The sequence below is a fragment of the Streptomyces sp. NBC_00996 genome, assembly GCF_045162675.1.
Lineage (GTDB): Bacteria > Actinomycetota > Actinomycetes > Streptomycetales > Streptomycetaceae > Streptomyces.
The window spans coordinates 3,008,839-3,029,987 of record NZ_CP108723.1; the positions used below are offsets into that span (position 1 = coordinate 3,008,839).

Annotated in this window: 17 protein-coding genes and 2 pseudogenes; 13 read left to right on the top strand and 6 right to left on the bottom strand. The window is 71.2% G+C overall.

Annotated features, from left to right (window positions below):
- Window positions 1-244: 244 nt before the first annotated feature.
- Together OG390_RS14195 and OG390_RS14200 are read left to right on the top strand one after the other, a co-directional pair.
- Window positions 245-2,041: a phosphatidylglycerol lysyltransferase domain-containing protein gene (locus OG390_RS14195; protein ID WP_406167986.1), complete on the top strand. Its 1,797-nt coding sequence runs from the start codon at window positions 245-247 to the stop codon at window positions 2,039-2,041.
- Window positions 2,038-2,748: a hypothetical protein gene (locus OG390_RS14200; protein WP_406167988.1), complete on the top strand. Its 711-nt coding sequence runs from the start codon at window positions 2,038-2,040 to the stop codon at window positions 2,746-2,748. The genes OG390_RS14195 and OG390_RS14200 overlap by 4 nt, the downstream gene beginning before the upstream one ends.
- On the opposite strand, the gene OG390_RS14205 is transcribed toward OG390_RS14200, so the two are convergent.
- Window positions 2,685-3,452 (bottom strand): hypothetical protein, encoded by a 768-nt coding sequence (locus OG390_RS14205; RefSeq protein WP_406167990.1) that lies wholly within the window; start codon window positions 3,450-3,452, stop codon window positions 2,685-2,687. The genes OG390_RS14200 and OG390_RS14205 overlap by 64 nt on opposite strands.
- Window positions 3,453-3,605: 153 nt before the next feature.
- On the opposite strand from OG390_RS14205, the gene OG390_RS14210 reads away from it, so the two are divergent.
- On the top strand, window positions 3,606-4,400 hold the full coding sequence (locus OG390_RS14210; RefSeq protein ID WP_406167991.1) for an adenosylcobinamide-GDP ribazoletransferase: 795 nt from the start codon (window positions 3,606-3,608) through the stop codon (window positions 4,398-4,400).
- A 98-nt stretch (window positions 4,401-4,498) separates the two neighbouring features.
- Window positions 4,499-5,113 carry an RDD family protein gene (locus OG390_RS14215; protein ID WP_406167993.1) on the top strand — a complete coding sequence of 205 codons (615 nt, stop codon included), beginning with the start codon at window positions 4,499-4,501 and terminating at the stop codon, window positions 5,111-5,113.
- On the opposite strand, the gene OG390_RS14220 is transcribed toward OG390_RS14215, so the two are convergent.
- On the bottom strand, window positions 5,073-5,855 hold the full coding sequence (locus OG390_RS14220; RefSeq protein WP_406167995.1) for an endo alpha-1,4 polygalactosaminidase: 783 nt from the start codon (window positions 5,853-5,855) through the stop codon (window positions 5,073-5,075). The genes OG390_RS14215 and OG390_RS14220 overlap by 41 nt on opposite strands.
- On the bottom strand, window positions 5,855-6,364 hold the full coding sequence (locus OG390_RS14225) for a spherulation-specific family 4 protein (protein WP_406167997.1): 510 nt from the start codon (window positions 6,362-6,364) through the stop codon (window positions 5,855-5,857). The genes OG390_RS14220 and OG390_RS14225 overlap by 1 nt, the downstream gene beginning before the upstream one ends.
- A 407-nt stretch (window positions 6,365-6,771) precedes the next feature.
- Between OG390_RS14225 and OG390_RS14230 the strand changes: the two genes are divergently transcribed.
- The 3 genes from OG390_RS14230 (at window position 6,772) to sucB (ending at window position 11,868) form a co-directional block, all read left to right on the top strand.
- Window positions 6,772-8,301 (top strand): leucyl aminopeptidase, encoded by a 1,530-nt coding sequence (locus tag OG390_RS14230; protein ID WP_406167999.1) that lies wholly within the window; start codon window positions 6,772-6,774, stop codon window positions 8,299-8,301.
- A gap of 294 nt (window positions 8,302-8,595) precedes the next feature.
- Window positions 8,596-9,984, top strand: coding sequence for a dihydrolipoyl dehydrogenase (gene lpdA, locus OG390_RS14235; RefSeq protein ID WP_406168001.1), 1,389 nt, complete (start codon window positions 8,596-8,598; stop codon window positions 9,982-9,984).
- Between the two features lie 90 nt (window positions 9,985-10,074).
- Window positions 10,075-11,868: a 2-oxoglutarate dehydrogenase, E2 component, dihydrolipoamide succinyltransferase gene (gene sucB / locus OG390_RS14240; RefSeq protein ID WP_406168002.1), complete on the top strand. Its 1,794-nt coding sequence runs from the start codon at window positions 10,075-10,077 to the stop codon at window positions 11,866-11,868.
- Window positions 11,869-12,166: 298 nt separating this feature from the next.
- On the opposite strand, the gene OG390_RS14245 is transcribed toward sucB, so the two are convergent.
- A complete protein-coding gene (locus OG390_RS14245; RefSeq protein WP_406168004.1) occupies window positions 12,167-12,865 on the bottom strand; it encodes a hypothetical protein in 699 nt (232 codons plus the stop codon).
- 332 nt (window positions 12,866-13,197) lie between these two features.
- Between OG390_RS14245 and OG390_RS14250 the strand changes: the two genes are divergently transcribed.
- From OG390_RS14250 to OG390_RS14265, 4 genes and pseudogenes are all read left to right on the top strand, one after another.
- Window positions 13,198-13,821 carry a GntR family transcriptional regulator gene (locus OG390_RS14250; protein ID WP_399078367.1) on the top strand — a complete coding sequence of 208 codons (624 nt, stop codon included), beginning with the start codon at window positions 13,198-13,200 and terminating at the stop codon, window positions 13,819-13,821.
- 273 nt (window positions 13,822-14,094) lie between these two features.
- Complete coding sequence (aceE, locus tag OG390_RS14255) at window positions 14,095-16,797, top strand: pyruvate dehydrogenase (acetyl-transferring), homodimeric type (protein WP_406168006.1); 2,703 nt, start codon at window positions 14,095-14,097, stop codon at window positions 16,795-16,797.
- A 172-nt stretch (window positions 16,798-16,969) separates the two neighbouring features.
- Window positions 16,970-17,322: pseudogene (locus tag OG390_RS14260) on the top strand (WYL domain-containing protein); the annotation flags it as partial.
- Window positions 17,323-17,436: 114 nt separating this feature from the next.
- Window positions 17,437-17,955 (top strand): DUF4240 domain-containing protein, encoded by a 519-nt coding sequence (locus tag OG390_RS14265; protein ID WP_406177657.1) that lies wholly within the window; start codon window positions 17,437-17,439, stop codon window positions 17,953-17,955.
- 45 nt (window positions 17,956-18,000) lie between these two features.
- Here the strand turns inward: OG390_RS14265 and OG390_RS14270 are convergent, their stop codons facing one another.
- Window positions 18,001-18,231: a hypothetical protein gene (locus OG390_RS14270; protein ID WP_406168008.1), complete on the bottom strand. Its 231-nt coding sequence runs from the start codon at window positions 18,229-18,231 to the stop codon at window positions 18,001-18,003.
- A 235-nt stretch (window positions 18,232-18,466) separates the two neighbouring features.
- On the opposite strand from OG390_RS14270, the pseudogene OG390_RS14275 reads away from it, so the two are divergent.
- Window positions 18,467-18,682: pseudogene (locus OG390_RS14275) on the top strand (carboxymuconolactone decarboxylase family protein); the annotation flags it as partial.
- Between the two features lie 26 nt (window positions 18,683-18,708).
- Here the strand turns inward: OG390_RS14275 and OG390_RS14280 are convergent.
- Complete coding sequence (locus tag OG390_RS14280; protein WP_406168010.1) at window positions 18,709-19,467, bottom strand: peptidoglycan recognition protein; 759 nt, start codon at window positions 19,465-19,467, stop codon at window positions 18,709-18,711.
- Window positions 19,468-19,964: 497 nt separating this feature from the next.
- Between OG390_RS14280 and OG390_RS14285 the strand changes: the two genes are divergently transcribed.
- Window positions 19,965-21,149 (top strand): MarP family serine protease, encoded by a 1,185-nt coding sequence (locus tag OG390_RS14285; protein WP_406168012.1) that lies wholly within the window; start codon window positions 19,965-19,967, stop codon window positions 21,147-21,149.

Below are 21,149 nucleotides of genomic sequence, written 5' to 3' on the forward strand. Positions count from 1 at the left end.
CGGGAAGCACCCGGCGCGGAGCACCGAAGATCCCGACGCGGAGCCGCGTGACCGCAACCGTTCCGGGGCCACCTCGACCGCCGACCGAGACCCGCGGGTGTGCGGGAAGCACCCGGCGCGGAGCACCGAAGAAGATGCCGCGGAGCGGCGAAGAGCCCGCCACAGAGCCCAGCCGCAGCGCTGACGTACCACCCGCCGCACCCCTCCCCCGCACACACCACCCCGCCCCATATCATCGCCCTTTATGGGAGATGCCCGAATTGCCGCCGAGCGGGAGCGGGCGTCGGCCCGCCAGGGGGACGGGGACCGGCGGTCCACCGCTGCCTCACGGCGCGCCGCCGCCTTCACCGTCTGGTATCTGCGTGCCGTCACGTTCATCAACTTCCTGAGCGCCGTGTGGGTCTCGCTCGGGCAGGACGTGCGCCGGCACAACACGGAGAACTACTTCACGCCGTACCTGCTGACAGCGGGCTTCGCGTCCGGTGTGTTCACGATGTTCCTCGCCATCACCATGCGGCGGCGCAAACGAGCCGCCTGGATCCTCAACTTCGTCCTCAGCGGGCTGTTCCTGCTGCTGTTCGCCGTGGCGATGGTGTTCCCGGAGATCCGCCAGTACGCGCAGAACTGGATCTCTCTCGTCCTGACCGCCGCGTTCGTCGCCTCTCTCGCCGTCGGCCGCCGGGAGTTCTACGCGAAGGGCGACCGGTCGAACCCCAAGCTCGCCGCGGCCGTCGCGGTCGGTGGGCTGCTGGTCACCTCGCTGCTCGCCACGCTGCTGGTCACGGTGACCAACCAGGCCCATGACGCGCACCGTTCGACCTTCCTCGACCGCTGGCGCTACGGCACCCTGCGGCTCGTCTCGGTCGCCGCCGACGACTCCCACTTCCCCGGGATCGCGACGCCCAACTGGGTCAACGTCGCCATCAACGTGTTCAGCACCCTGCTGGTCCTCGCCGTCTTCTACGCCGCCTTCCGCTCCCGCCGCGCCGTCGACCCGCTCACCGAGGACGACGAGAAGCTGCTGCGCGCGCTGCTGGAGAAGAACGGCGACCGTGACTCGCTCGGCTACTTCGCCCTGCGGCGCGAGAAGAGCGTGATCTGGTCGCCGACCGGCAAGGCCGCGGTGGCGTACCGCGTCGTCGGCGGCGTCTCGCTGGCCTCCGGCGACCCGATCGGCGACCCGGAGGCATGGCCCGGCGCCATCGAGCCCTGGCTCGCCGAGGCCCGCGCGCACGGCTGGATCCCGGCGGTGATGGGCGCGAGCGAGGAGGCGGGCACCATCTACTCCCGGCACGGCCTCGACGCCCTCGAACTCGGCGACGAAGCCATCGTGGAAACCGCCGAGTTCACCCTCGAAGGGCGGGCCATGCGCACCGTCCGGCAGGCCTACAACCGGGTCAAGCGGGCGGGCTACCGGGTGCGCATCCGGCGCCACGAGGACATCGCAGCCGACGAGATGGCGTATCTCCTGCGGCGCGCCGACGACTGGCGGGACGGGGCGACCGAGCGTGGGTTCAGCATGGCGCTCGGACGGCTCGGCGACCCGGACGACGGGCAGTGCGTGATGCTCGAATGCACCGACGCCCAGGGTGAGTTGAAGGCGGTGCTGTCGTTCGTGCCGTGGGGGCCGCACGGGCTCTCCCTGGACCTCATGCGGCGCGACCGCGACTCCGAGAACGGGCTGATGGAGTTCATGGTGATCGAACTCCTGCGCCGGGCCCAAGAGATCAAGATCACTCAGGTCTCGCTCAACTTCGCCATGTTCCGTTCGGTCTTTGAACGTGGCGCACGCCTCGGCGCGGGACCGGTCCTGCGACTGTGGCGCTCACTGCTCAGCTTCTTCTCGCGCTGGTGGCAGATCGAGTCGCTGTACCGCGCCAACGCAAAGTACCGGCCCATCTGGGAGCCGCGGTTCCTGCTCTTCGAGAAGAGCGCGGACCTGCTGCGCATCGGTGTCGCGTCCGCGCGCGCCGAGGGGTTCCTGGAGGCACCGGGACTGCCGAAGTGGCTGCACCGAAAGCACCTGGAGTCGCACAGATGAACACGCTCGCCCGCTGGGCCCGCGCCGAATGGGGACTGCTGTACGTCACTGTTCGCGGCGCGCTCGCCGAAAGGCGTCTGCGGGCGATCCCCATGACCATCGGCGCGGTATGCCTGACGGCCGTCCTCCAGTTCGTGCAGAACCAGTCGTGGGGCTTTCAGTTCGTCCAGAACATCGGCTCCGTGCGAGCCGAGGAGCCGCTCTGGGTGGCCCTCCTGCGCACCCCGCTCTCCTTGTTCGTGCCGGCCCTGGACCTCCCGGTGTGGGGTGCGCTCGCGCAGATCCTCGTCGTGTTCGGCATCGCCGAGATCTGTCTCGGCTGGTGGCGCACGCTCGTCATCGCGTACGTCGCCACGCTGGCCGGGACGCTCTACGCGCGCGTCGGCATCGCCCTCGGCCCGCACAGCCCGCTGGGGCTGCCCGGGTCGGACGCGCAGGTCGTCGACACCGGCCCGTCGGCGGCCGTGGTGGGCCTGGCCGTGTTCCTCGGCTGGCGCTATCGCGCGCACATCACGGCGGGTGTGGTCATCGGGGCCATGGTGGTCGAGGTGCTCCTCAAGGAGAACCTGGCGGGCAAGGAACACCTCGCGGCCATCGCCGCCGTGCTGGTGGTGTGCGGGATTTCCGCGTTACGCCACGAGCGTCACCGGTGTCCGGACACGGACCGGGCGATCTCGTCGTCGGGTTTGCCGCCGATCCAGTCCTGAAACCTGCGGCTGGGGCCCGCCCAGCGCCGGTCGTGGCGGTAGGCGCGCAGTCGCGCCTTGGCCCGGGCGCGCGGCCTTCGGCTATAGAGGCGTTTGGCCCACGGGGAGCCGGGCCTGGCCAGCCGGACCGCGCCGACCAGGGCGACGAAGGGGACGATCACGCCGAAGACGGCGGTGCGCGTCTTGCCCTTGCTGAGGGCGAGCAGCGCGAAGAGGAAGTTCAACGCCACGGTCAGGATCACGCCTCCGCGGTCCTGCAGTTCCTGATCGGTGAGGTCGTTGACGCCGAACGGCGCGAAGCCGCCGAGGACGAGGCCGACGAGAGCCGCCGTGACGACCACGACCTCCACGCTCTGGCGGCCGGCCTCGGTCCAGTAGACGTCGTCGAGGTGCAGGACCAACGCGAACTCGTCGAGCACCAGGCCCGCGCCGATCCCGAACAGCACGGCGCTCAGGTACGCGCCGAACCCGTACCGGCTGCTGGCCACCGCGCCGAAGCCGCCGACGACCATCAGCAGGACACCGGGCACGACGTGGTGGATGTGCAGGCCACCGGCCTTCACATTGCCGAAGGGGCCCTTGCCCGCGCGGATCAGCCGGACGATGACACGGGTGATCACGAAGGTCAGCACGAAGGAGGCGAGCGCCAGCAACAGCGGCAGCTTTCCCGGTTCGATGATGTTCCGGTACAACCAATGACCCATATGCGAACTTTATCCAGACGGTCGAGCGATGTTCGCGCCGGTCGCGTCCGGCCCACGTGCTTTTCCGGCCGGGGGTCCGGGGGTTGTCCCCGGGAGAACGCAGCATCCACAGCCGCTGTCTGCGCCCTGCGGGCATCCGGGTACCCTGCGCCGGTGTCCAAGACGGCGTCCAAGACCCCCCTGCCCGACAGCCTCCGCTTCGCTTTCGGCACCCTCACCGTGCTGCCCGTCGAGGTGACCCGCTGGGACCGCGATGCCGCGCGCGGCGGAATGCTGTGCGCGCCCGTGGCCGGGCTGGTGGTCGGGGCGGGCGCGGCGCTCCTGGGCGTGGCGCTGCTCGCGATGGGCGCGGGCCCGCTGCTGGCCGCCGTGGCCTCGGCCGCCGTACCGGCCGCGCTCACCCGGGGCCTGCATCTGGACGGGCTCGCCGACACCGCGGACGGGCTCGGCAGCGGCAAGCCCGCCGAGGACGCGCTGCGGATCATGAAGCAGTCGGACATCGGCCCGTTCGGCGTGATCACCCTGCTGTTCGTGCTGCTCGCCCAGGTGGCCGCGCTCTTCCAGGCGTACGACACCTCGTGGGCCCGGGGCGCGCTCGCCGCCGTCGTATCGGCGACCGCGGCCCGCCTCGCCCTCACGCTGGCCGCCCGCACCGGGGTGCCCCCGGCCCGCCCCGAGGGCCTGGGCGCCACGGTCGCGGGCACGGTCCCGGTGCGCGGCGCGCTGCTGGCGACGGTGGCCGTCGTCGGCGCGGCGGTGGGCGCGGGCGCGCTGGTCGGGACGTACGACCTCGTGCGCGGTGCGGTGGCGGTGCTCGCCGCCTGCGCCGCCGCCGAACTGCTGCTGCGCCACTGCACACGCCGCTTCGGCGGCATCACGGGCGATGTGTTCGGCGGCCTCGCCGAGACGGCGGCAACGACGGCGCTGGTCGTTCTGTCACTGGGCTGAAACGATCACCGGAGAACGGCACGCGCGCCCCTCCACCCCCACTAATCTGATCCGCCGAACAGACAAAGGATCGTGATCGGGGGACGTCTGTGCCGAACATGCTGAAACTGCCGAAACTTCGGCGGTTCCTGGCCTGGTTCATCGACTTCGCACTGGTGCTCGCGGCGGCGTCCGCGCTCGCCGTGCTCACCTTCCACCGGATATCCGCTCTCGTGACGGATGTCCCCGACCTCGCCACGCGGGGCGGCTGGGACATCCTCACCTCGCGGGGCGATGTCCTCGACGCCTCCGAGGGGTTCGAGCTCTCCCTCTGGCACAAGGTGGTCCGGGACGTCGAGCAGGCCTTCGGGCTCCTTGTGGTGGCCACCTTCCTCTACCAGTGGGCGGCGCTCGCCCTCACCGGATGCACGATCGGCAAGGCGCTGCTCGGCCTCAAGGTCACGCCGAGCCCCCCGCGCCGGGCGGCGCTGCGGGCGGCGGTGACGACGACGGCCGATGTCGCCGTGTACGCGCTGGCCTGCATCCTGCTGGTGGAGGGCGAGTTCGCGCTCTCGGTGCTGGTGTGGGCCGTCGCCGTCGTGATCTTCTTCCTCAACGCCCTGCCCGTGCTCTCCCCGAGCCGCCGCTCCCTGGCCGACCGGCTGGCCGGCACGGCGGTCACCGGCCTCGGGCTCAGCATGCCCGGCGCCACGCCCCCAGCTCGTACTTTTTGAGCATCGAGCTCAGCTTCAACCGACCGGCCTCGGGGCAGAAGGCGCTGGTCCGGAGCTCGTACTCGACGTGGAAGACGGCCTTGTGCGCGGCGATGAACGGCTTGAGCCGTCCGCACTCCTTGTACTGGGCGCACTGTTCATTGACCGCGAAGTCGAAGTCCCCCACCAGCTGGGGGATTTGGTCGAGGTCGTTCTTCAGCCCGACGGCGAGACCGCGGTCGTGGGCCAGCTTCGCGATGAGCCGGTTGTAGCGGAGCTGGTCGGCGGCCTTCAGGGGGAAGCCGGTGCGGTTGAGGTAGCCGTCCATGTTGTCGGGCTCCACCGCGTCGAAGCCCTTCTCGCGGCACATGTCGATACGGGCCGCCATGAGGGGCTCCAGCACGTCGGTACGGCGGAGGTCGAGCCAGCGCTCGCCCTTCCAGCCGTTGCCGCGCCCCAGCACCGACTTGGGGAACTTCGCCGCGTCCGGCCGGAACTCCTCCCAGGCGCCGGTGGAGACGTAGCAGATGACCTTGCGGCCACGGCGGTGCAGATCGGCAACCGTCGCCCCGGAGTGGTCGAAGCCGTCGATGTCGTAGACGGGCACGTCGACGTTCTTGTCCAGGCGTCCGCTGAGCTGCCACTGCCAGGCCACGCCCGGGCGGGGCTGCCAGCGCGCGGCCGGCTTCCCGTTGTCCTCGGAGACGCTCGTGCAGCCCGCGAGCAGCACCAGCAACCCCAGGAGGAACAGAACGCGTTTCATCAGGCGGGCTCCAGCGTGTGCGGCAACGTACCCCAAGGATGATCGCCGACGCCCGGCACCGCACAGTGCAGGTCGGCGCCCCGCTCCCGTACCGCCGCCGGGTCGACACCGGCCGGCACGCCGTACACGAGGTGGCACGGCCGCGCTCCGGTCCCCGTCCACGGCGGGAGGGGGCTCGTGCGGTACGTCTCCCATGTGCCCTCGAACGTCACCAGTACGTCGGCGATGCGGGCGTACGAGGGATGCGGCACCGTCCCGTGGTTGAGGGCGAGGGTGCCGCGGCCCAGGCCCCAGGCGGCCGCGGCGAGCCGCCGGTAGTAGACGAACTCGGCGGCGGACGAGGCGACTTGGCCGAGGAACGCGCCGTCGGTCCGGTACCGGGCGCGATACCGGGACAGGTCGCGTACGACGTCGGCGACCGGCCTGCGGCCTCCTCCTCGAAGATCCCCTTTTGGTCGAACCGAGAAGGATCCGGGGAAATGACGCAACGCGGTGAGGGGCGCGCTCACCGGAAGACGATGAGTATGACCCAGGTCACCGGGAGTGAAGGGTGGGAAGTGGACACCACGCCACCGGGCGGTGAACACCCGCAGGAATGAGCGAAACCCAGCCCCGAGCGTAGGCTCGTCCCGGGTACTTACCTAAGCGACCTCAGGGAGGTGCAGGCACGCCCCCACGCAGCCCGGCACGCACTCTCGCCGCACCGGCCAAAGGCCCAAGTAGCTCCGCTACGACAACCTTCGTCCGGGACGCCGAGAGCACGCACCGAACGACGCGGGAGCGCACCCGCACTTCCCTGAGGCCGCTACCCCGGTAGGGACCGCCCCCGCAGGCAGGATCTAGGGTCAGCCGTCGGGCCCGGTCGACCCACCCCACTCGGCCACAGCAACTTCAACGGAAGCGAGATTTCACCACCGTGACTGCTCTCACTCTCAGCACCGCCGCAGCGTCCGGTCTGCGGGCCGACGCGATCGTCGTCGGTGTCGCGAAGGGCCCCAAGGGCCCGGTCGTCGCACCGGGCGCCGAGGCCGTGGACAACGCGTACGACGGCTCTCTCGCCGGAATCCTGGAGACCCTCGGCGCCACCGGGGCCGAGGGCGAGGTGACGAAGCTGCCCGCGCCCTCCGGTTTCAAGGCACCCGTCGTCGTGGCCGTCGGCCTGGGAGCGGTCCCGGAGAAGGACGACACCTTCGGCGCCGAGGCGCTGCGCCGCGCGGCCGGTGTCGCCGCCCGCGCGCTCGCCGGTGCCAAGAAGGCCGCCTTCGCCCTGCCGATCGCGGACGCCGCCGACGCCGGTACCGTCGCCGAGGGCGCCCGCCTGGGTGCGTATGCCTTCGACGCCTACAAGGAGACCGGCAGGTCGGGGGAGGCCGCCAAGAACGGCAAGGCCCCGCTCGGCGAGGTCGCGCTGCTCGGCGGCAAGCCCCGCGACGCGGCGTACAAGGCGGCCATCGCGCGCGCCCTCGCCGTGACCGAGGAGCTCAACCGCGCCCGCGACCTCATCAACACCCCGCCGAACGACCTCAACCCGGAGTCCTTCGCCGCCGTGGCCACCGCCGCCGGCAAGGAGCACGGCATCAAGGTGCAGGTGCTCGACGAGAAGGCCCTGGCGAAGGGCGGCTACGGCGGCATCCTCGGCGTCGGCGCGGGCTCGGCCGCCGCTCCCCGCCTGGTCAAGCTGTCGTACACCTCCTCCAAGGCGACCAAGCACCTCGCCTTCGTCGGCAAGGGCATCACGTACGACTCGGGCGGCATCTCCCTCAAGCCCGCCGGGCACAACGAGACGATGAAGTGCGACATGAGCGGCGCGGCGGCGGTCTTCGCCGCCGTGGTCGCCGCCGCGCGCCTCGGCCTGGACGTCAACGTCACCGGCTGGCTCGCGCTCGCCGAGAACATGCCGTCCGGCTCCGCCACCCGTCCCGGTGACGTGCTGCGCATGTACAGCGGCAAGACCGTCGAGGTCCTCAACACGGACGCCGAGGGCCGCCTGGTCCTAGCCGACGCGCTGTGGAAGGCGTCGGAGGAGAAGCCGGACGCGATCATCGACGTGGCGACGCTGACCGGCGCGATGGTGCTGGCGCTCGGCAACCGCACCTTCGGCGTGATGGCCAACGACGACGCGTTCCGCGCCTCGATCGTCGAGGCCGCGGAGGAGGTCGGCGAGGAGTCCTGGCCGATGCCGCTGCCCGAGCACCTGCGCAAGGGCATGGACTCCCCCACCGCCGACATCGCCAACATGGGAGAGCGGATGGGCGGCGGCCTGGTCGCCGGTCTGTTCCTGCGCGAGTTCGTGGGCGAGGGGATCACCTGGGCCCACCTCGACATCGCAGGCCCGGCGTTCAACGAGTCCGGCCCGTTCGGCTACACGCCCAAGGGCGGCACCGGTTCCGCGGTCCGCACCCTGGTCCGCCTCGCCGAACTGACGGCGGCGGGCGACCTGGGCTGAGTCCCCGGCCCGTGCGAGCGGCCCCGGGTCCTGGTGACCCGGGGCCGCTCCCATGGCCGTACGAGGGTTCCGCCCTCGACGAAATCCACAGGTTCCCCCACATCCGCACCCCTTCGACGTGATGGATCAGACGTCTCACACACCGGCCCGGCGTCTCGAACGCCGTCGACAAGTGCGAAGATGGGTTCTCGGCAGGACAGGGCCCCCACCACAGGGCCGAAGAAGAGCGGCCGGACACCAGCCGCCGACCGGTCACTGGAGACCGGCGTGGCGCACATGCATGGAGGACGTGACGTGGCGAACGACGCCAGCACCGTTTTCGACCTAGTGATCCTCGGCGGTGGTAGCGGCGGTTACGCCGCGGCGCTGCGCGGAGCGCAGCTGGGCCTGGACGTCGCCCTGATCGAGAAGGACAAGGTCGGCGGTACCTGCCTGCACCGTGGGTGCATCCCCACCAAGGCCCTGCTGCACGCGGGCGAGGTCGCCGATCAGGCCCGCGAGAGCGAGCAGTTCGGCGTCAAGGCCACCTTCGAGGGCATCGACGTACCGGCCGTCCACAAGTACAAGGACGGCGTCATCTCCGGCCTGTACAAGGGTCTGCAGGGTCTCATCGCGTCCCGCAAGGTGACGTACATCGAGGGCGAGGGCCGTCTGTCCTCCCCCACCTCCGTCGACGTGAACGGCCGGCGCGTCCAGGGCCGCCACGTGCTCCTCGCGACCGGCTCCGTGCCGAAGTCGCTGCCGGGCCTGGAGATCGACGGCAACCGCATCATCTCCTCGGACCACGCGCTGGTCCTGGACCGCGTCCCGCAGTCCGCGATCGTGCTCGGCGGCGGCGTCATCGGCGTCGAGTTCGCCTCGGCGTGGAAGTCCTTCGGCACCGACGTGACGGTGATCGAGGGCCTCAAGCACCTCGTCCCGGTCGAGGACGAGAACTCCTCCAAGCTTCTTGAGCGCGCGTTCCGCAAGCGCGGCATCAAGTTCAACCTGGGCACCTTCTTCTCGAAGGCCGAGTACACCCAAAGCGGTGTCAAGGTCACCCTCGCCGACGGCAAGGAGTTCGAGGCCGAGGTGCTGCTCGTCGCCGTCGGCCGCGGCCCGGTCTCCGCCGGTCTCGGCTACGAGGAGCAGGGCGTCGCGATGGACCGCGGCTACGTCCTGGTCGACGAGTACATGCGGACGAACGTCCCGACCGTCTCCGCCGTCGGTGACCTGGTCCCGACGCTCCAGCTCGCGCACGTCGGCTTCGCCGAGGGCATCCTGGTGGCGGAGCGTCTGGCCGGTCTCAAGACCGTTCCGATCGACTACGACGGTGTGCCGCGGGTGACGTACTGCCACCCCGAGGTCGCCTCCGTGGGCATCACCGAGGCCAAGGCCAAGGAGATCTACGGCGCGGACAAGGTCGTCGCTCTGAAGTACAACCTCGCGGGCAACGGCAAGAGCAAGATCCTCAACACCGCGGGCGAGATCAAGCTCGTCCAGGTGAAGGACGGTGCCGTGGTCGGCGTCCACATGGTCGGCGACCGCATGGGCGAGCAGGTCGGCGAGGCCCAGCTGATCTACAACTGGGAAGCGCTGCCCGCCGAGGTCGCCCAGCTCATCCACGCCCACCCGACGCAGAACGAGGCGCTCGGCGAGGCCCACCTGGCCCTCGCGGGCAAGCCGCTGCACTCGCACGACTGATCAGCCACCGGCTGTCCCCAGTCACCGCGTCGAGCAGGGCGCGACGACGACCACAGACTTCCGCACCATTCGTAAGGAGCAACAGAAACCATGCCGGTTTCCGTAACCCTTCCGGCGCTCGGTGAGAGCGTCACCGAGGGCACTGTCACCCGCTGGCTGAAGGCCGAGGGCGAGCGCGTCGAGGCCGACGAGCCGCTGCTCGAGGTGTCGACCGACAAGGTCGACACCGAGATCCCCTCCCCCGTCGCCGGTGTGCTCTCCTCCATCAAGGTCGCCGAGGACGAGACGGTCGAGGTCGGCGCCGAGCTGGCCGTCATCGACGACGGCACCGGTGCCCCCGCTGCCGCCCCGGCTCCGGCCGCCGAGCCCGCCCCCGCGGCTGCCCCGGCCCCCGCCCCGGTCGCCGAGGCCCCCGCGGCTCCGGCCGCCCCGGCCCCCGCCGCCGCTCCGGCCCCCGCCGCTCCGGCCGGTGGCGCCACCGGTACCGACGTCGTGCTGCCCGCACTGGGCGAGTCGGTCACCGAGGGCACCGTCACCCGCTGGCTGAAGGAGGTCGGCGAGGAGGTCGCGGAGGACGAGCCGCTGCTCGAGGTCTCCACGGACAAGGTCGACACCGAGATCCCCGCGCCGGTCGCCGGCGTACTGCTGGAGATCGTGGTCGGCGAGGACGAGACCGCCGAGGTCGGCGCCAAGCTGGCCGTCATCGGCGCGCCCGGCGCCGCTCCGGCCGCCGCCCCCGCGGCTCCGGCTGCCCCGGCTGCGGCTCCGGCCGCCCCCGCCGCCCCGGCTCCGGCTCCCGCGGCTCCGGCCGCCCCCGCCGCTGCCGCCCCGGCTCCGGTCCAGCCCGCGGCTCCGGCCCCGGTCGCGCCCGCCGTTCCGGCTCCCGCGCCGGTCGCCGCGCCCGCCCCGGTCACCCCCGCTCCGGCTCCGGCCGCGCAGGCCACCGACGAGGGCGCGTACGTGACCCCGCTGGTGCGCAAGCTCGCCGCCGAGAACGGCGTCGACCTGGCTGCCGTCAAGGGCACCGGCGTCGGCGGCCGTATCCGCAAGCAGGACGTCCTCGCCGCCGCCGAGGCCGCGAAGGCCGCTGCCGCCGCTCCGGCGCCGGCTGCCGCTGCCGCCCCGGCCGCCGCCAAGAAGGCGCCGGCCCTGGAGGTCTCTCCCCTCCGCGGCCAGACCGTCAAGATGCCGCGCATCCGCAAGGTCATCGGCGACAACATGGTCAAGGCCCTGCACGAGCAGGCTCAGCTCTCCTCGGTCGTCGAGGTGGACGTCACCCGCCTGATGCGCCTGCGCGCCCAGGCCAAGGACTCCTTCGCCGCGCGCGAGGGCGTCAAGCTCTCCCCGATGCCGTTCTTCGTGAAGGCGGCGGCCCAGGCGCTGAAGGCCCACCCGGTCATCAACGCCCGGATCAACGAGGCCGAGGGCACGATCAGCTACTTCGACACCGAGAACATCGGTATCGCGGTGGACTCGGAGAAGGGCCTGATGACCCCGGTCATCAAGGGTGCGGGCGACCTGAACATCGCCGGCATCTCCAAGGCCACGGCCGACCTGGCGGGCAAGGTCCGCGCCAACAAGATCACCCCGGACGAGCTGTCCGGCGCGACCTTCACGATCTCCAACACCGGCTCGCGCGGCGCGCTCTTCGACACGATCATCGTGCCGCCGAACCAGGTCGCGATCCTGGGCATCGGCGCCACGGTCAAGCGTCCGGCCGTCATCGAGACGGAGGAGGGCACCGTCATCGGCGTCCGCGACATGACGTACCTGACGCTCTCCTACGACCACCGCCTGGTGGACGGCGCCGACGCCGCCCGCTACCTGACGGCGGTCAAGGCGATCCTGGAGGCGGGCGAGTTCGAGGTCGAGCTCGGCCTGTAGTCCTTCATCGCGTCATCGCTTGTGCGACGCCCCTGTCCGGGACCTTCCGGGCGGGGGCATCGCGTTTCCAAGCGGTCTCGGAAGTGCGGGTGCGTTCCCGCGTCGTTCGGTGCGTGCTCTCGGCGTGCCGGACGAAGGCTCTCGATGGGGTCCCCCCGCTCGAGCGAAGCCGAGAGTGGGGAAGAAGCTACTCGGGCCTTCGGCCGGTGCGGCGAGTGGGGGCACCTCCCACGCCCTTGAGGCAGTGGGGGAGCGTGCCGGGCGGCGTGGGGGCGTGCCTGCACTTCCCCGAGACCGCTCAGTGCGGCTTCAGCGTCTTGTCCGTCCACAGCACCAGCGTCTCCACCCACACGTTCGGGATCTCCGTCCGGTACGCGGGCGTCAAGTGCCGTGTGCGGTACGCCTTGAGAACGTCGTACGTGGCGTCGAGGCAGTCGCGGGAGCCGAGGTCGCCGGTCTTCGGGTCGATACCGACGAGGAAGCCGCGGCTCTCGACCGTACGGATCATGGCGCGGGCCGAGGCGACGTCGCCGGCCGACGAGGACGTGCAGCGGTAACGGCTGTACGGGTGGGTCGGCTTGCCGGGGTAGTCGGCGTCGCGGGACATCTCGCTGAGCATCCGGGCGTACGTGCCCTCGGCGTGCCAGGCGCCGATGTAGCCGCCGGGCGGGGTGTAGAGCGCGTTGGTCGGGTTCTCGACGGCGCCGTACTCCCAGCGGTCGGTGCCCGTGATGCGGAAGCCCCAGCCGGTGTGGCCGAACTTCTGGGCACCGTCCGGCTTGACGAAGACGCAGGCGCCGCCGGGACCGGCGGGCTGCCCGGCCGGCCCCGTACCGCCCGGACCCACGGCGCCCGAGGTGCCGGTGGACTGCCCGTCGCTCGGCTGCGCCGCCGCTCCCACGTCCGTCGGCCCGCAGCCGGTCATGCCCACGACCGCTCCTGCCACGACAGCCGCCATCGCCCAGCGCACCCCTCGCTTGCGTCCCCGTCCGCTCATGCCGTCCCCCTGGCCGTCACGGGGGCGCCCCTCCCGGGAACCCCTGTGCCGACCCACACATCGTGCGGGCCGCGCGGGTTCTCGGGGTGACACGGACGTGACGCATCCGGGCCCCGCCCGGTACGGGTCTTTACAGCCCCCGGCACTCTGACAGCGTGTAAGTCTCGTCTCACCTGCATGAAAGCGCCCCCGTGCGCCTCTCACCGGCGGGGGCGCGGCCTTATTGTCTAAACGTCAAACGCCCTGGGTCCCGCCCGTCGCCCGACCACCACTCCTCAACGAGGCCCTTCGGGCCGCAGCATTGGATTCAAGCCCCCGCCGAAGGAGCTCTCATGACCGCGCCCGTCGTCCACTCGCTGCGCGAACAGATCCGCGAGCACATCGTGGAGGGGATCGTCAGCGGGCGCTGGAAGCCGGGCGAGCGGATCGTGGAGCGGCGGATCGCCACGGAGCTGGAGGTCAGCCAGACCCCGGTGCGCGAGGCGCTGCGCGAGCTGGAGTCGCTGAGGCTGATCGAGTCGGCGCCGAACAAGGGCGTACGGGTGCGCAATCTGACCGCCGCCGACCTGGAGGAGAGCTACCCCGTACGAGCCGGTCTGGAGGCCATCGCGGCGGAGCTGGCGGCCGAACGGCTCGCCCAGGACTGCTCGGCCCTGGAGCCGCACGTCGCGGCCCTGTACGAGGCCGACCGGCTGGCGGACGGGACCGGTCAGGTGCGGCACACCGTGGCCTTCCACCGCGAGCTGGTGCGGGCCGCCGGGAACTCGGTGCTGCTGCACACATGGGAGGGCCTGGGCATCGAGGTGTTCACCGCCCTCTCCATCCGGTGGCTCGGGACCGTGCAGCAGTCGTACGCGGAGGAGCACCAGGCCCTCGTGGACGCGTTCAGGCGGCGGGACCCGCTGATCGCCGACCTGGTGAAGGCGCATGTGCTCGGATGCGCCCCGCGCCCCTGACACAGGGGAGCAGTCACGCGCTCAAGCGTGCTCTCACCTGCACAAACCTTCGATTTCAAGGCACCCGGTGCCTGCGTTCAAGGCACCGGGTGCCGACTTTCTCGATCTGAAGAGGTTTTGCCCCGTAACCCTTTGATCGATCATCGATCAGGGAGTTAGAGTCACGACGGGCTTCCACCAGAGCCCGCCGCCCTGTCCTGCCAAAGACCAAGGGCACCCCCGAAAACCCCTTACCGATGAGGGAACCCCCCTCCGCATCCGGAAGGCGGCGCAATGACCGACCCCACCGCAATCCAGCCGAGCGAGCTCGATCAGCTCCCGGACCGCGACCCCGAGGAGACCGCCGAATGGCAGGCCTCCCTGGACGCCGTTACCAAGGCGGCCGGGCCGCACCGTGCCGCGTACCTGATGCGCCGCACGCTGGAGCGCGCCGAGGGCAACGGCATCGCGCTGCCCAAGCTGCTCGAGACGGACTACGTCAACACCATCCCCACCGCCGCTGAGCCCGTCGTGGACGGCGACGAGGAGATGGAGCGGAAGATCACCGCGTGGAACCGCTGGAACGCGGCCGCGATGGTGACCCGCGGCAGCAAATACGGCGTCGGCGGCCACATCGCCACCTTCGCCTCCGCCGCCTGGCTCTACGAGACCGGCTTCAACCACTTCTTCAAGGGCAAGGAGGCCGACGGGTCCGGCGACCAGCTCTACATCCAGGGCCACGCCTCCCCCGGCATCTACGCCCGCGCCTTCCTCGACGGCCGGCTCAGCGAGCAGCACCTCGACCACTTCCGCCAGGAGTCCGGCGGCAACGGTCTGCCGTCGTACCCGCACCCGCGCCGCCTCCCCTGGCTGTGGGAGTTCCCGACCGTCTCGATGGGCCTCGGCCCGCTGTCGGCCATCTACCAGGCACGCTTCAACCGCTACCTCACCAACCGCGGCATCAAGGACGTCTCGCAGTCGCACGTCTGGGCCTTCCTCGGTGACGGCGAGATGGACGAGCCGGAGTCGACGGCGGCACTCGCGCTCGCCTCGCGTGAGGGTCTGGACAACCTGACCTTCGTCATCAACTGCAACCTGCAGCGCCTCGACGGCCCGGTCCGCGCCAACTTCAAGATCGTGCAGGAGCTGGAGGCCCAGTTCCGCGGCGCCGGCTGGAACGTCATCAAGTCGCTGTGGGGCTCGGCCTGGGACGAGCTGTTCCAGCTCGACACCACCGGCGCGCTCGTACGCCGCCTGCGCCAGGTACCCGACGCGCAGGTACAGACGTACCAGACCCGTGACGCGGCCTACATCCGCCAGGACTTCTTCGGCGCCGACCCGGCGCTCGTCGAGATGGCGAAGCTGCTCAGCGACGACAAGATCCTCGAGTGCTTCCACCTCTCCCGCGGTGGTCACGAGTCCCGCAAGGTGTACGCGGCCTACAAGGCGGCCGTCGAGCACAAGGGCGCGCCGACGGTCATCCTGGCCCAGACGGTCAAGGGCTTCACACTCGGCCAGGGCTTCGCGTCCAAGAACGCCAACCACCAGATGAAGAAGCTGACGGTGGACGAGTTCAAGCAGATGCGTGACCTGCTCGAACTGCCCATCTCCGACAGCCGGTTCGCCGACGGTGTCGTTCCTTACGGCCACCCGGGTGCCGACGCCCCCGAGGTCCGTTACCTCCAGGAGCGCCGCGCGGCCCTCGGCGGCCCGGCTCCGGCCCGCCGTACGCACGCCCTCGCTCCGCTGCCCGCCCCGGCCGACAAGACGTTCGCGTCGTTCGACAAGGGCTCCGGCTCACAGAACGTGGCGACGACGATGGCCTTCGTCCGCCTGGTGAAGGACCTGGTCCGCGACAAGCAGACCGGCAGGCGCTGGGTGCCGATCGTCCCCGACGAGGCGCGCACCTTCGGCATGGAGAGCCTCTTCCCCTCCCTCGGCATCTACTCGCCCAAGGGCCAGACGTACGAGCCGGTCGACCGCGACCAGCTGATGTACTACAAGGAGGCCAAGGACGGCCAGATCCTCAACGAGGGGATCACCGAGGCCGGCTCCATGGCCGACTTCATCGCCGCGTCCACCGCGTACGCCACGCACGGCGAAGCGATGATCCCGTTCTACATCTTCTACTCGATGTTCGGCTGGCAGCGCACGGCCGACCAGATGTGGCAGCTCGGCGACCAGCTCGGCCGCGGCTTCCTGGTCGGCGCCACCGCCGGTCGTACGACGCTGACGGGCGAGGGCCTCCAGCACGCCGACGGCCACTCCCCGGTCATCGCCGCGACCAACCCGGCCGCACTGTCCTACGACCCGGCGTTCGCGTACGAGATCGCGACGATCGTCAAGGACGGTCTGCGCCGTATGTACGGCGAGGCGGCCCCGGGCGAGGACCCGAACGTCTTCTACTACCTGACGGTCTACAACGAGCCGATGCCGCAGCCCGCCAAGCCGGCCGGCCTCGGTATCGACCAGGGCATCGTCAAGGGCCTGTACCGCTTCAACACGGCCGAGTCGGCGGGGCTTTCGCCCGTGGCCAACGCCGCGCGCATCCAGCTCATCGGCTCCGGTACGGCGATCCACTGGACCCTCGCGGCACAGAAGCTGCTCGCCGAGGAGTGGGGCGTGGCCGCCGACGTGTGGTCCGCGACCTCCTGGACCGAGCTGCGGCGCGACGCGCTGGAGGCCGACGCGGCCCTGCTGCGTGGCGAGGAGCGGGTGCCGTTCGTCCGCCAGGCGCTGCACGGCGCCGAGGGCCCGGTCCTCGCGGTCTCCGACTACATGCGCCAGGTCCCGGACCAGATCGCGCAGTGGGTCGAGCAGGACTACTCCTCGCTCGGTGCCGACGGCTTCGGTCTGTCCGACACCCGCGAGGCGGCCCGTCGTCACTTCGGCGTGGATGCCCAGTCGATCGTCGTCGCGGCGCTGGCGCAGCTCGCCCGCCGCGGTGAGGTCCAGGCGTCGGCGGTGAAGGAAGCGCGGGAGCGCTACGGGCTGTAGGAGCTCGGTGAGCTGACGTTCGGTTCGGAGGGGCACGGCAGTCGCCGTGCCCCTCCGCCGTGTTGCGCGCCCCTTCGCCGTCGTTCGCACGTCTCTTCGTTGTCAGTGGTGCCCTGCATCACGAACCCATGCGCGCTGCCCGCCAGCTCTTGTGCGGAGAGGCTCGGCCCGTTTCTGGGCAGAGCAGGCCGAGCAGTTCGCGCGGTCCATCCTGCGGGCGGAGGTCGCCGTACGGCTGTGCCCCCACGGCGGGCGACGGCTGCCGGACATCGTTGATCCGACGTCCGCGCGGGAGGCCCTGGACGCGCCCGGTGCCCCCGACCGTAGGGGCTTGGTGACCGTCACGCTTCCCGTCGAGTCCGAGGAGGTCCCCAAACGCAGCTCACGGCGCTCGGTCCGGAGGTGGAGGTACTCGCCCCGGAGACGCTCCGCGGCCGCTTCGCGCGGGACGCGGTCCGGCTGGCGACGCTGTACGCGGTGACGGTGCGCTTGAACTTGGGTGACCGTGGCGTCGGGGCCGAGTGACCGCACCCTTGAATGCGTACGAACCCGGTGGTTTTACCTTCGGCATGTGCACGCATAACAATCTGCGCCACTCCACGTGCGTCCCTCCCGTCCAGGCCCGATGCTTGACCCGTGATGGACGAGACGGAGTTCTGGGAGCTGGTGGACACGACCCGCGAGGCCGCCGAGGGCGACCCCGAGGAACAGGCCGACCTGCTCGTCGAGCGGCTCGTCCAGCTGGACCCGGACGCGGTCCTCGACTTCGCCCGGCACTTCGAGGCCCGCTACAACCGCGCGTACCGCTGGGATCTGTGGGGCGCGGCCTGGGTGCTGCTCGACGGCGCCAGCGACGACGCGTTCGACTTCTTCCGGTGCTGGCTGATCGGCCAGGGCCGGGAGGTCTTCGAAGGCGCTGTGCACGACCCGGACTCGCTCGCCGACCTCCTGGAGGACTTCGACGAGGAGATCGACGGCGACGGCGAGGAGCTGGGGTACGCGGCGGACGAGGCGTACGAGCAGCTCACCGGCGTCGTCGCCCCCGACCTGGGCATCCCGCCGGCGACCGCGGAGCCCCAGGGCACGGCGCTCGACCTCGAGAACGAGTCGGTCGTCGCGGAGCGCTACCCCAAGCTGTGGGAGCGGTTCAAGGGCTGATGCGGCAGCGGAGTTGCCGATCCGCGCCACGGCTCATGCCAGGGTTCATGCCGCTGGGCGTCGGCGGCCGACGTCCGCGGGGATGTACGCCTGCGTCCGGTCGGCCCGCACGGAGTGGTACAGCGGTGCCGCGTTGGCCTGGTCCAAGGCGGATGCCGTGACCGCCGCCGGGCCCAGGACGACCGTCGCCACCGCGCAGAGAACCGTCCAGGGGCTGCGCGCGGTCTGTGCCCGACCGGCCGTCTTCTCCGTGGTTTCCATCCGACTGCTCCTCATGATCCCCACCTCCGGTCGGTGCGTACGCCGACCGTAGGACGCACGGCTCTGGGGAGTCTGTGAGCCACCTGCGGTGCGGCTGTGGCTGCCCGCCGGCGTCGCGAGGCAGGCGGGGGACGACAGGGCCTGGGGTCGGGGATCCCGACCCTGTGAGGTTCCCGTGGCCCGTATCCCCTGCCCCGACCGGCCCGCGGACGCCGTGGCGCGGCTGCCTGTGGCCCTGAACGCCTTCCGGATGCTCTCCCACGCCCCGGACCTGACCGGCCCGGTCGTCGACCTCGGCTTCGCCGTACTCGGACAGACTCAGCTCCCCACCGCCATCAGGGAGTTGGTCATCAAGGCGGTGGCCGCGCGGACGCGCTGCCGTTACGAGAGCGCGCAGCACACGCCGATCACCCTGGCCGCCGGGGTGTCGCCGGAGCAGCTCGCGGTGATCGGGGAGCTCCGGCCCTGCAGGGGCGGCGGGGGCGAAGAAACTCACCGGCCCTGCAGGCGGGCCGCCCGGTCCCGTATCTCGGGGAGGCGGGCCGCCAGCGCCGCACCGGGGCAGCTGGTCATGAACGCCTCGTTGTGGCCCGTCACGGTGGGCAACACGGCATCGGCCCCCGCATGGAAGCGACTGAGACTGTTGCTGGACACCAACCGCACCGTCGCCCGCGGATCGACCCCGGACAACCCGAGCTTCCACGCCGCAAGCGCAGCGATCGCCTCGGTCATCGCCCGCGGCACCGGCGTCCCCGCCGTGAACGTCCCGATCGCCGCGACCCCGGCGGTCCGATGGTTGAAGCCCTGCGCGTGCGCCCCGGTGACGGGCCGGTCGACGCCGCCGGCGCGGCCCTCGTAGATCGTCCCGCAGTGGTCGACGAGGAAGTTGTAGCCGATGTCGTCCCAGTTCCGGGCATCGGTCTGGCCGGCATAGAGGTAGCGGATGATGCGGGGCGTGTCGGCACAGTCGTACCCGTTGGGCGAGTCGGTGTGGTGGACGAAGATCGCGACGACCCGGTCGTCGTAGCGAGGCGGCGGCTGCGCGTGCGCGCTCGCGGCGTCAAGCCATCGCGTCCGCGGCACTATGGCCGGCCGGGCCGCCGGGTGTGCGGCCGCGGCGGGCCGCGCGGCGACCGGCGGCCGGTCGGGTCGGGCCACCGTACGGTCCACTCCGACCGCGCACATCACCAGTGCGAGCGCGGCGACGAGCCCGGGCACGCAGCCCAGCGCCACACGGACCGCCCGCGGCATCCGCTCGCCCCACGGGAACCGTGCCGATCGCAGGGCCCGCCCCGACAGGATCGCCCGCGCCTCCCGTGACAGCCGCGCAGGCCACGACGCGCGCGTCCCTCGCACGGTTCGCCAGGACCACGGCACCCGCGCCTGCCACGAAACCCGCGGCCGCCCCGTCCGCGACCGCCGTACACCCCACGGCACCCAAGCCCCACGAAGCCCACGAGCCTCACGAAAATCACGCACCCGGAGCCCGCGTCGCGCCCCTCGCGACACTCGTCCCGCACCCCGGCTTTGTGCCCCCCGCGTCTTCCGGAAGACACGCATGGACCCACCCTGGCCCGGATCCGCTCCCTCCGCGATGTGTGCTGTGCCACCCGGTGGAACCATCGTCCGGGTCCGGGACGTTTCTACAGGTCCACGCACGTGTGGCCGTTTTCGCGGAGCCACGCGCGCGTGCCTGATCACTGGGCCCGCCCCGCGCGTACTAAGGGGCCCGAGAGAAAGGCGGCTCCGTGGACGTGCTCGACCTCCTGCTGATGCTGGTGATCCTGGTCTACGCGGCGTCGGGCTACCGCCGCGGCCTGGTCGCCGGCTGTGTCTCGCTGGCGGGTTTCGTGGGCGGCGCCGTCATCGGCGTATGGGTGCTGCCGTGGATGATGGACCTGGTCACGGCGGGGACCACGGCGGCGACGGTGACGGCCGTACTCACGGTGCTGGTGCCCGCGGTGGTGGGCCACGAGCTGGCGGGACGGCTGGCTCTGAAGCTGCGCCGCGAGCTGGACCGGGGGCCGCTGCGGGTGGCCGACGGAATCGGCGGGGCCGCGGCGAACACGGTGGCCGTGCTGCTGGTGGCCTGGGTGGCCGCCAGCGTCCTGGGCGCGTCGTCGTCGACCGTGGTGACGCAGTCGATCCGCAGCTCCGCGCTGCTGGGCGCCGTGCAGAACGCGATGCCGGAGACCACACCCACCTGGTTCTCCCGCGCGACCTCCGCGCTCACGGAGGCGGGTTTCCCTCAGGTCTTCAACCCGTTCGAGAACGAGCCGACGGCGGGCGTCGCGAAGCCCTCCGGGGACAGTGTCACGGCGAGCGCGACGAACGCCGCCAAGCTGAGCACGGTGAAGGTCGAGGGCGTCTCGGGCAACCAGGGACGTGAGGGCAGCGGTTTTGTCTACACGTCCGAGCACGTGATGACCAACGCCCACGTCGTGGCGGGCATCGACCGGCCGACCGTACGCGTGGGCGGCGTGGGCCGCTCGTACGAGGCCAGGGTCGTGCTCTTCGACGCGCAGAAGGACGTCGCGGTCCTGTACGTCCCGGGTCTGCGGGCGCCCGTCCTCGGCTTCGACGACAGCGCCTCGCGCGGCGACTCGGCGGTCGTGGCCGGATACCCGCAGGACGGTGGCCTCGACCTCCAGGCAGCCACCGTCGCGAGCCGCATCGACGCGACCGGCCAGAACATCTACAACACGGACACCGTGACCCGCGAGATCTACTCGATCCGCTCCACCGTCCGCCCCGGCAACTCGGGCGGCCCCCTCCTCACCACCGACGGCAAGGTGTACGGCGTCGTCTTCGCCCGCTCGACCTCGGACGACGAGACGGGTTACGTCCTGACGGCGGACGAGGTCGCGGGCGACGCCCGGCGGGCTGCGAACGCCACCGCACCGGTCGACACGGGCGACCTCGTCACCTCCTGA

Bases quoted from the DNA above. Each gene is read 5' to 3' on its own strand.
- OG390_RS14195 (WP_406167986.1), top strand. From the start codon at position 245: ATGGGAGATGCCCGAATTGCCGCCGAGCGGGAGCGGGCGTCGGCCCGC.
- OG390_RS14200 (WP_406167988.1), top strand. From the start codon at position 2,038: ATGAACACGCTCGCCCGCTGGGCCCGCGCCGAATGGGGACTGCTGTAC.
- OG390_RS14205 (WP_406167990.1), bottom strand. From the start codon at position 3,452: ATGGGTCATTGGTTGTACCGGAACATCATCGAACCGGGAAAGCTGCCG.
- OG390_RS14215 (WP_406167993.1), top strand. From the start codon at position 4,499: ATGCTGAAACTGCCGAAACTTCGGCGGTTCCTGGCCTGGTTCATCGAC.
- OG390_RS14220 (WP_406167995.1), bottom strand. From the start codon at position 5,855: ATGAAACGCGTTCTGTTCCTCCTGGGGTTGCTGGTGCTGCTCGCGGGC.
- sucB (WP_406168002.1), top strand. From the start codon at position 10,075: ATGCCGGTTTCCGTAACCCTTCCGGCGCTCGGTGAGAGCGTCACCGAG.
- OG390_RS14245 (WP_406168004.1), bottom strand. From the start codon at position 12,865: ATGAGCGGACGGGGACGCAAGCGAGGGGTGCGCTGGGCGATGGCGGCT.
- OG390_RS14250 (WP_399078367.1), top strand. From the start codon at position 13,198: ATGACCGCGCCCGTCGTCCACTCGCTGCGCGAACAGATCCGCGAGCAC.
- aceE (WP_406168006.1), top strand. From the start codon at position 14,095: ATGACCGACCCCACCGCAATCCAGCCGAGCGAGCTCGATCAGCTCCCG.
- OG390_RS14265 (WP_406177657.1), top strand. From the start codon at position 17,437: ATGGACGAGACGGAGTTCTGGGAGCTGGTGGACACGACCCGCGAGGCC.
- OG390_RS14270 (WP_406168008.1), bottom strand. From the start codon at position 18,231: ATGAGGAGCAGTCGGATGGAAACCACGGAGAAGACGGCCGGTCGGGCA.
- OG390_RS14280 (WP_406168010.1), bottom strand. From the start codon at position 19,467: ATGCCGCGGGCGGTCCGTGTGGCGCTGGGCTGCGTGCCCGGGCTCGTC.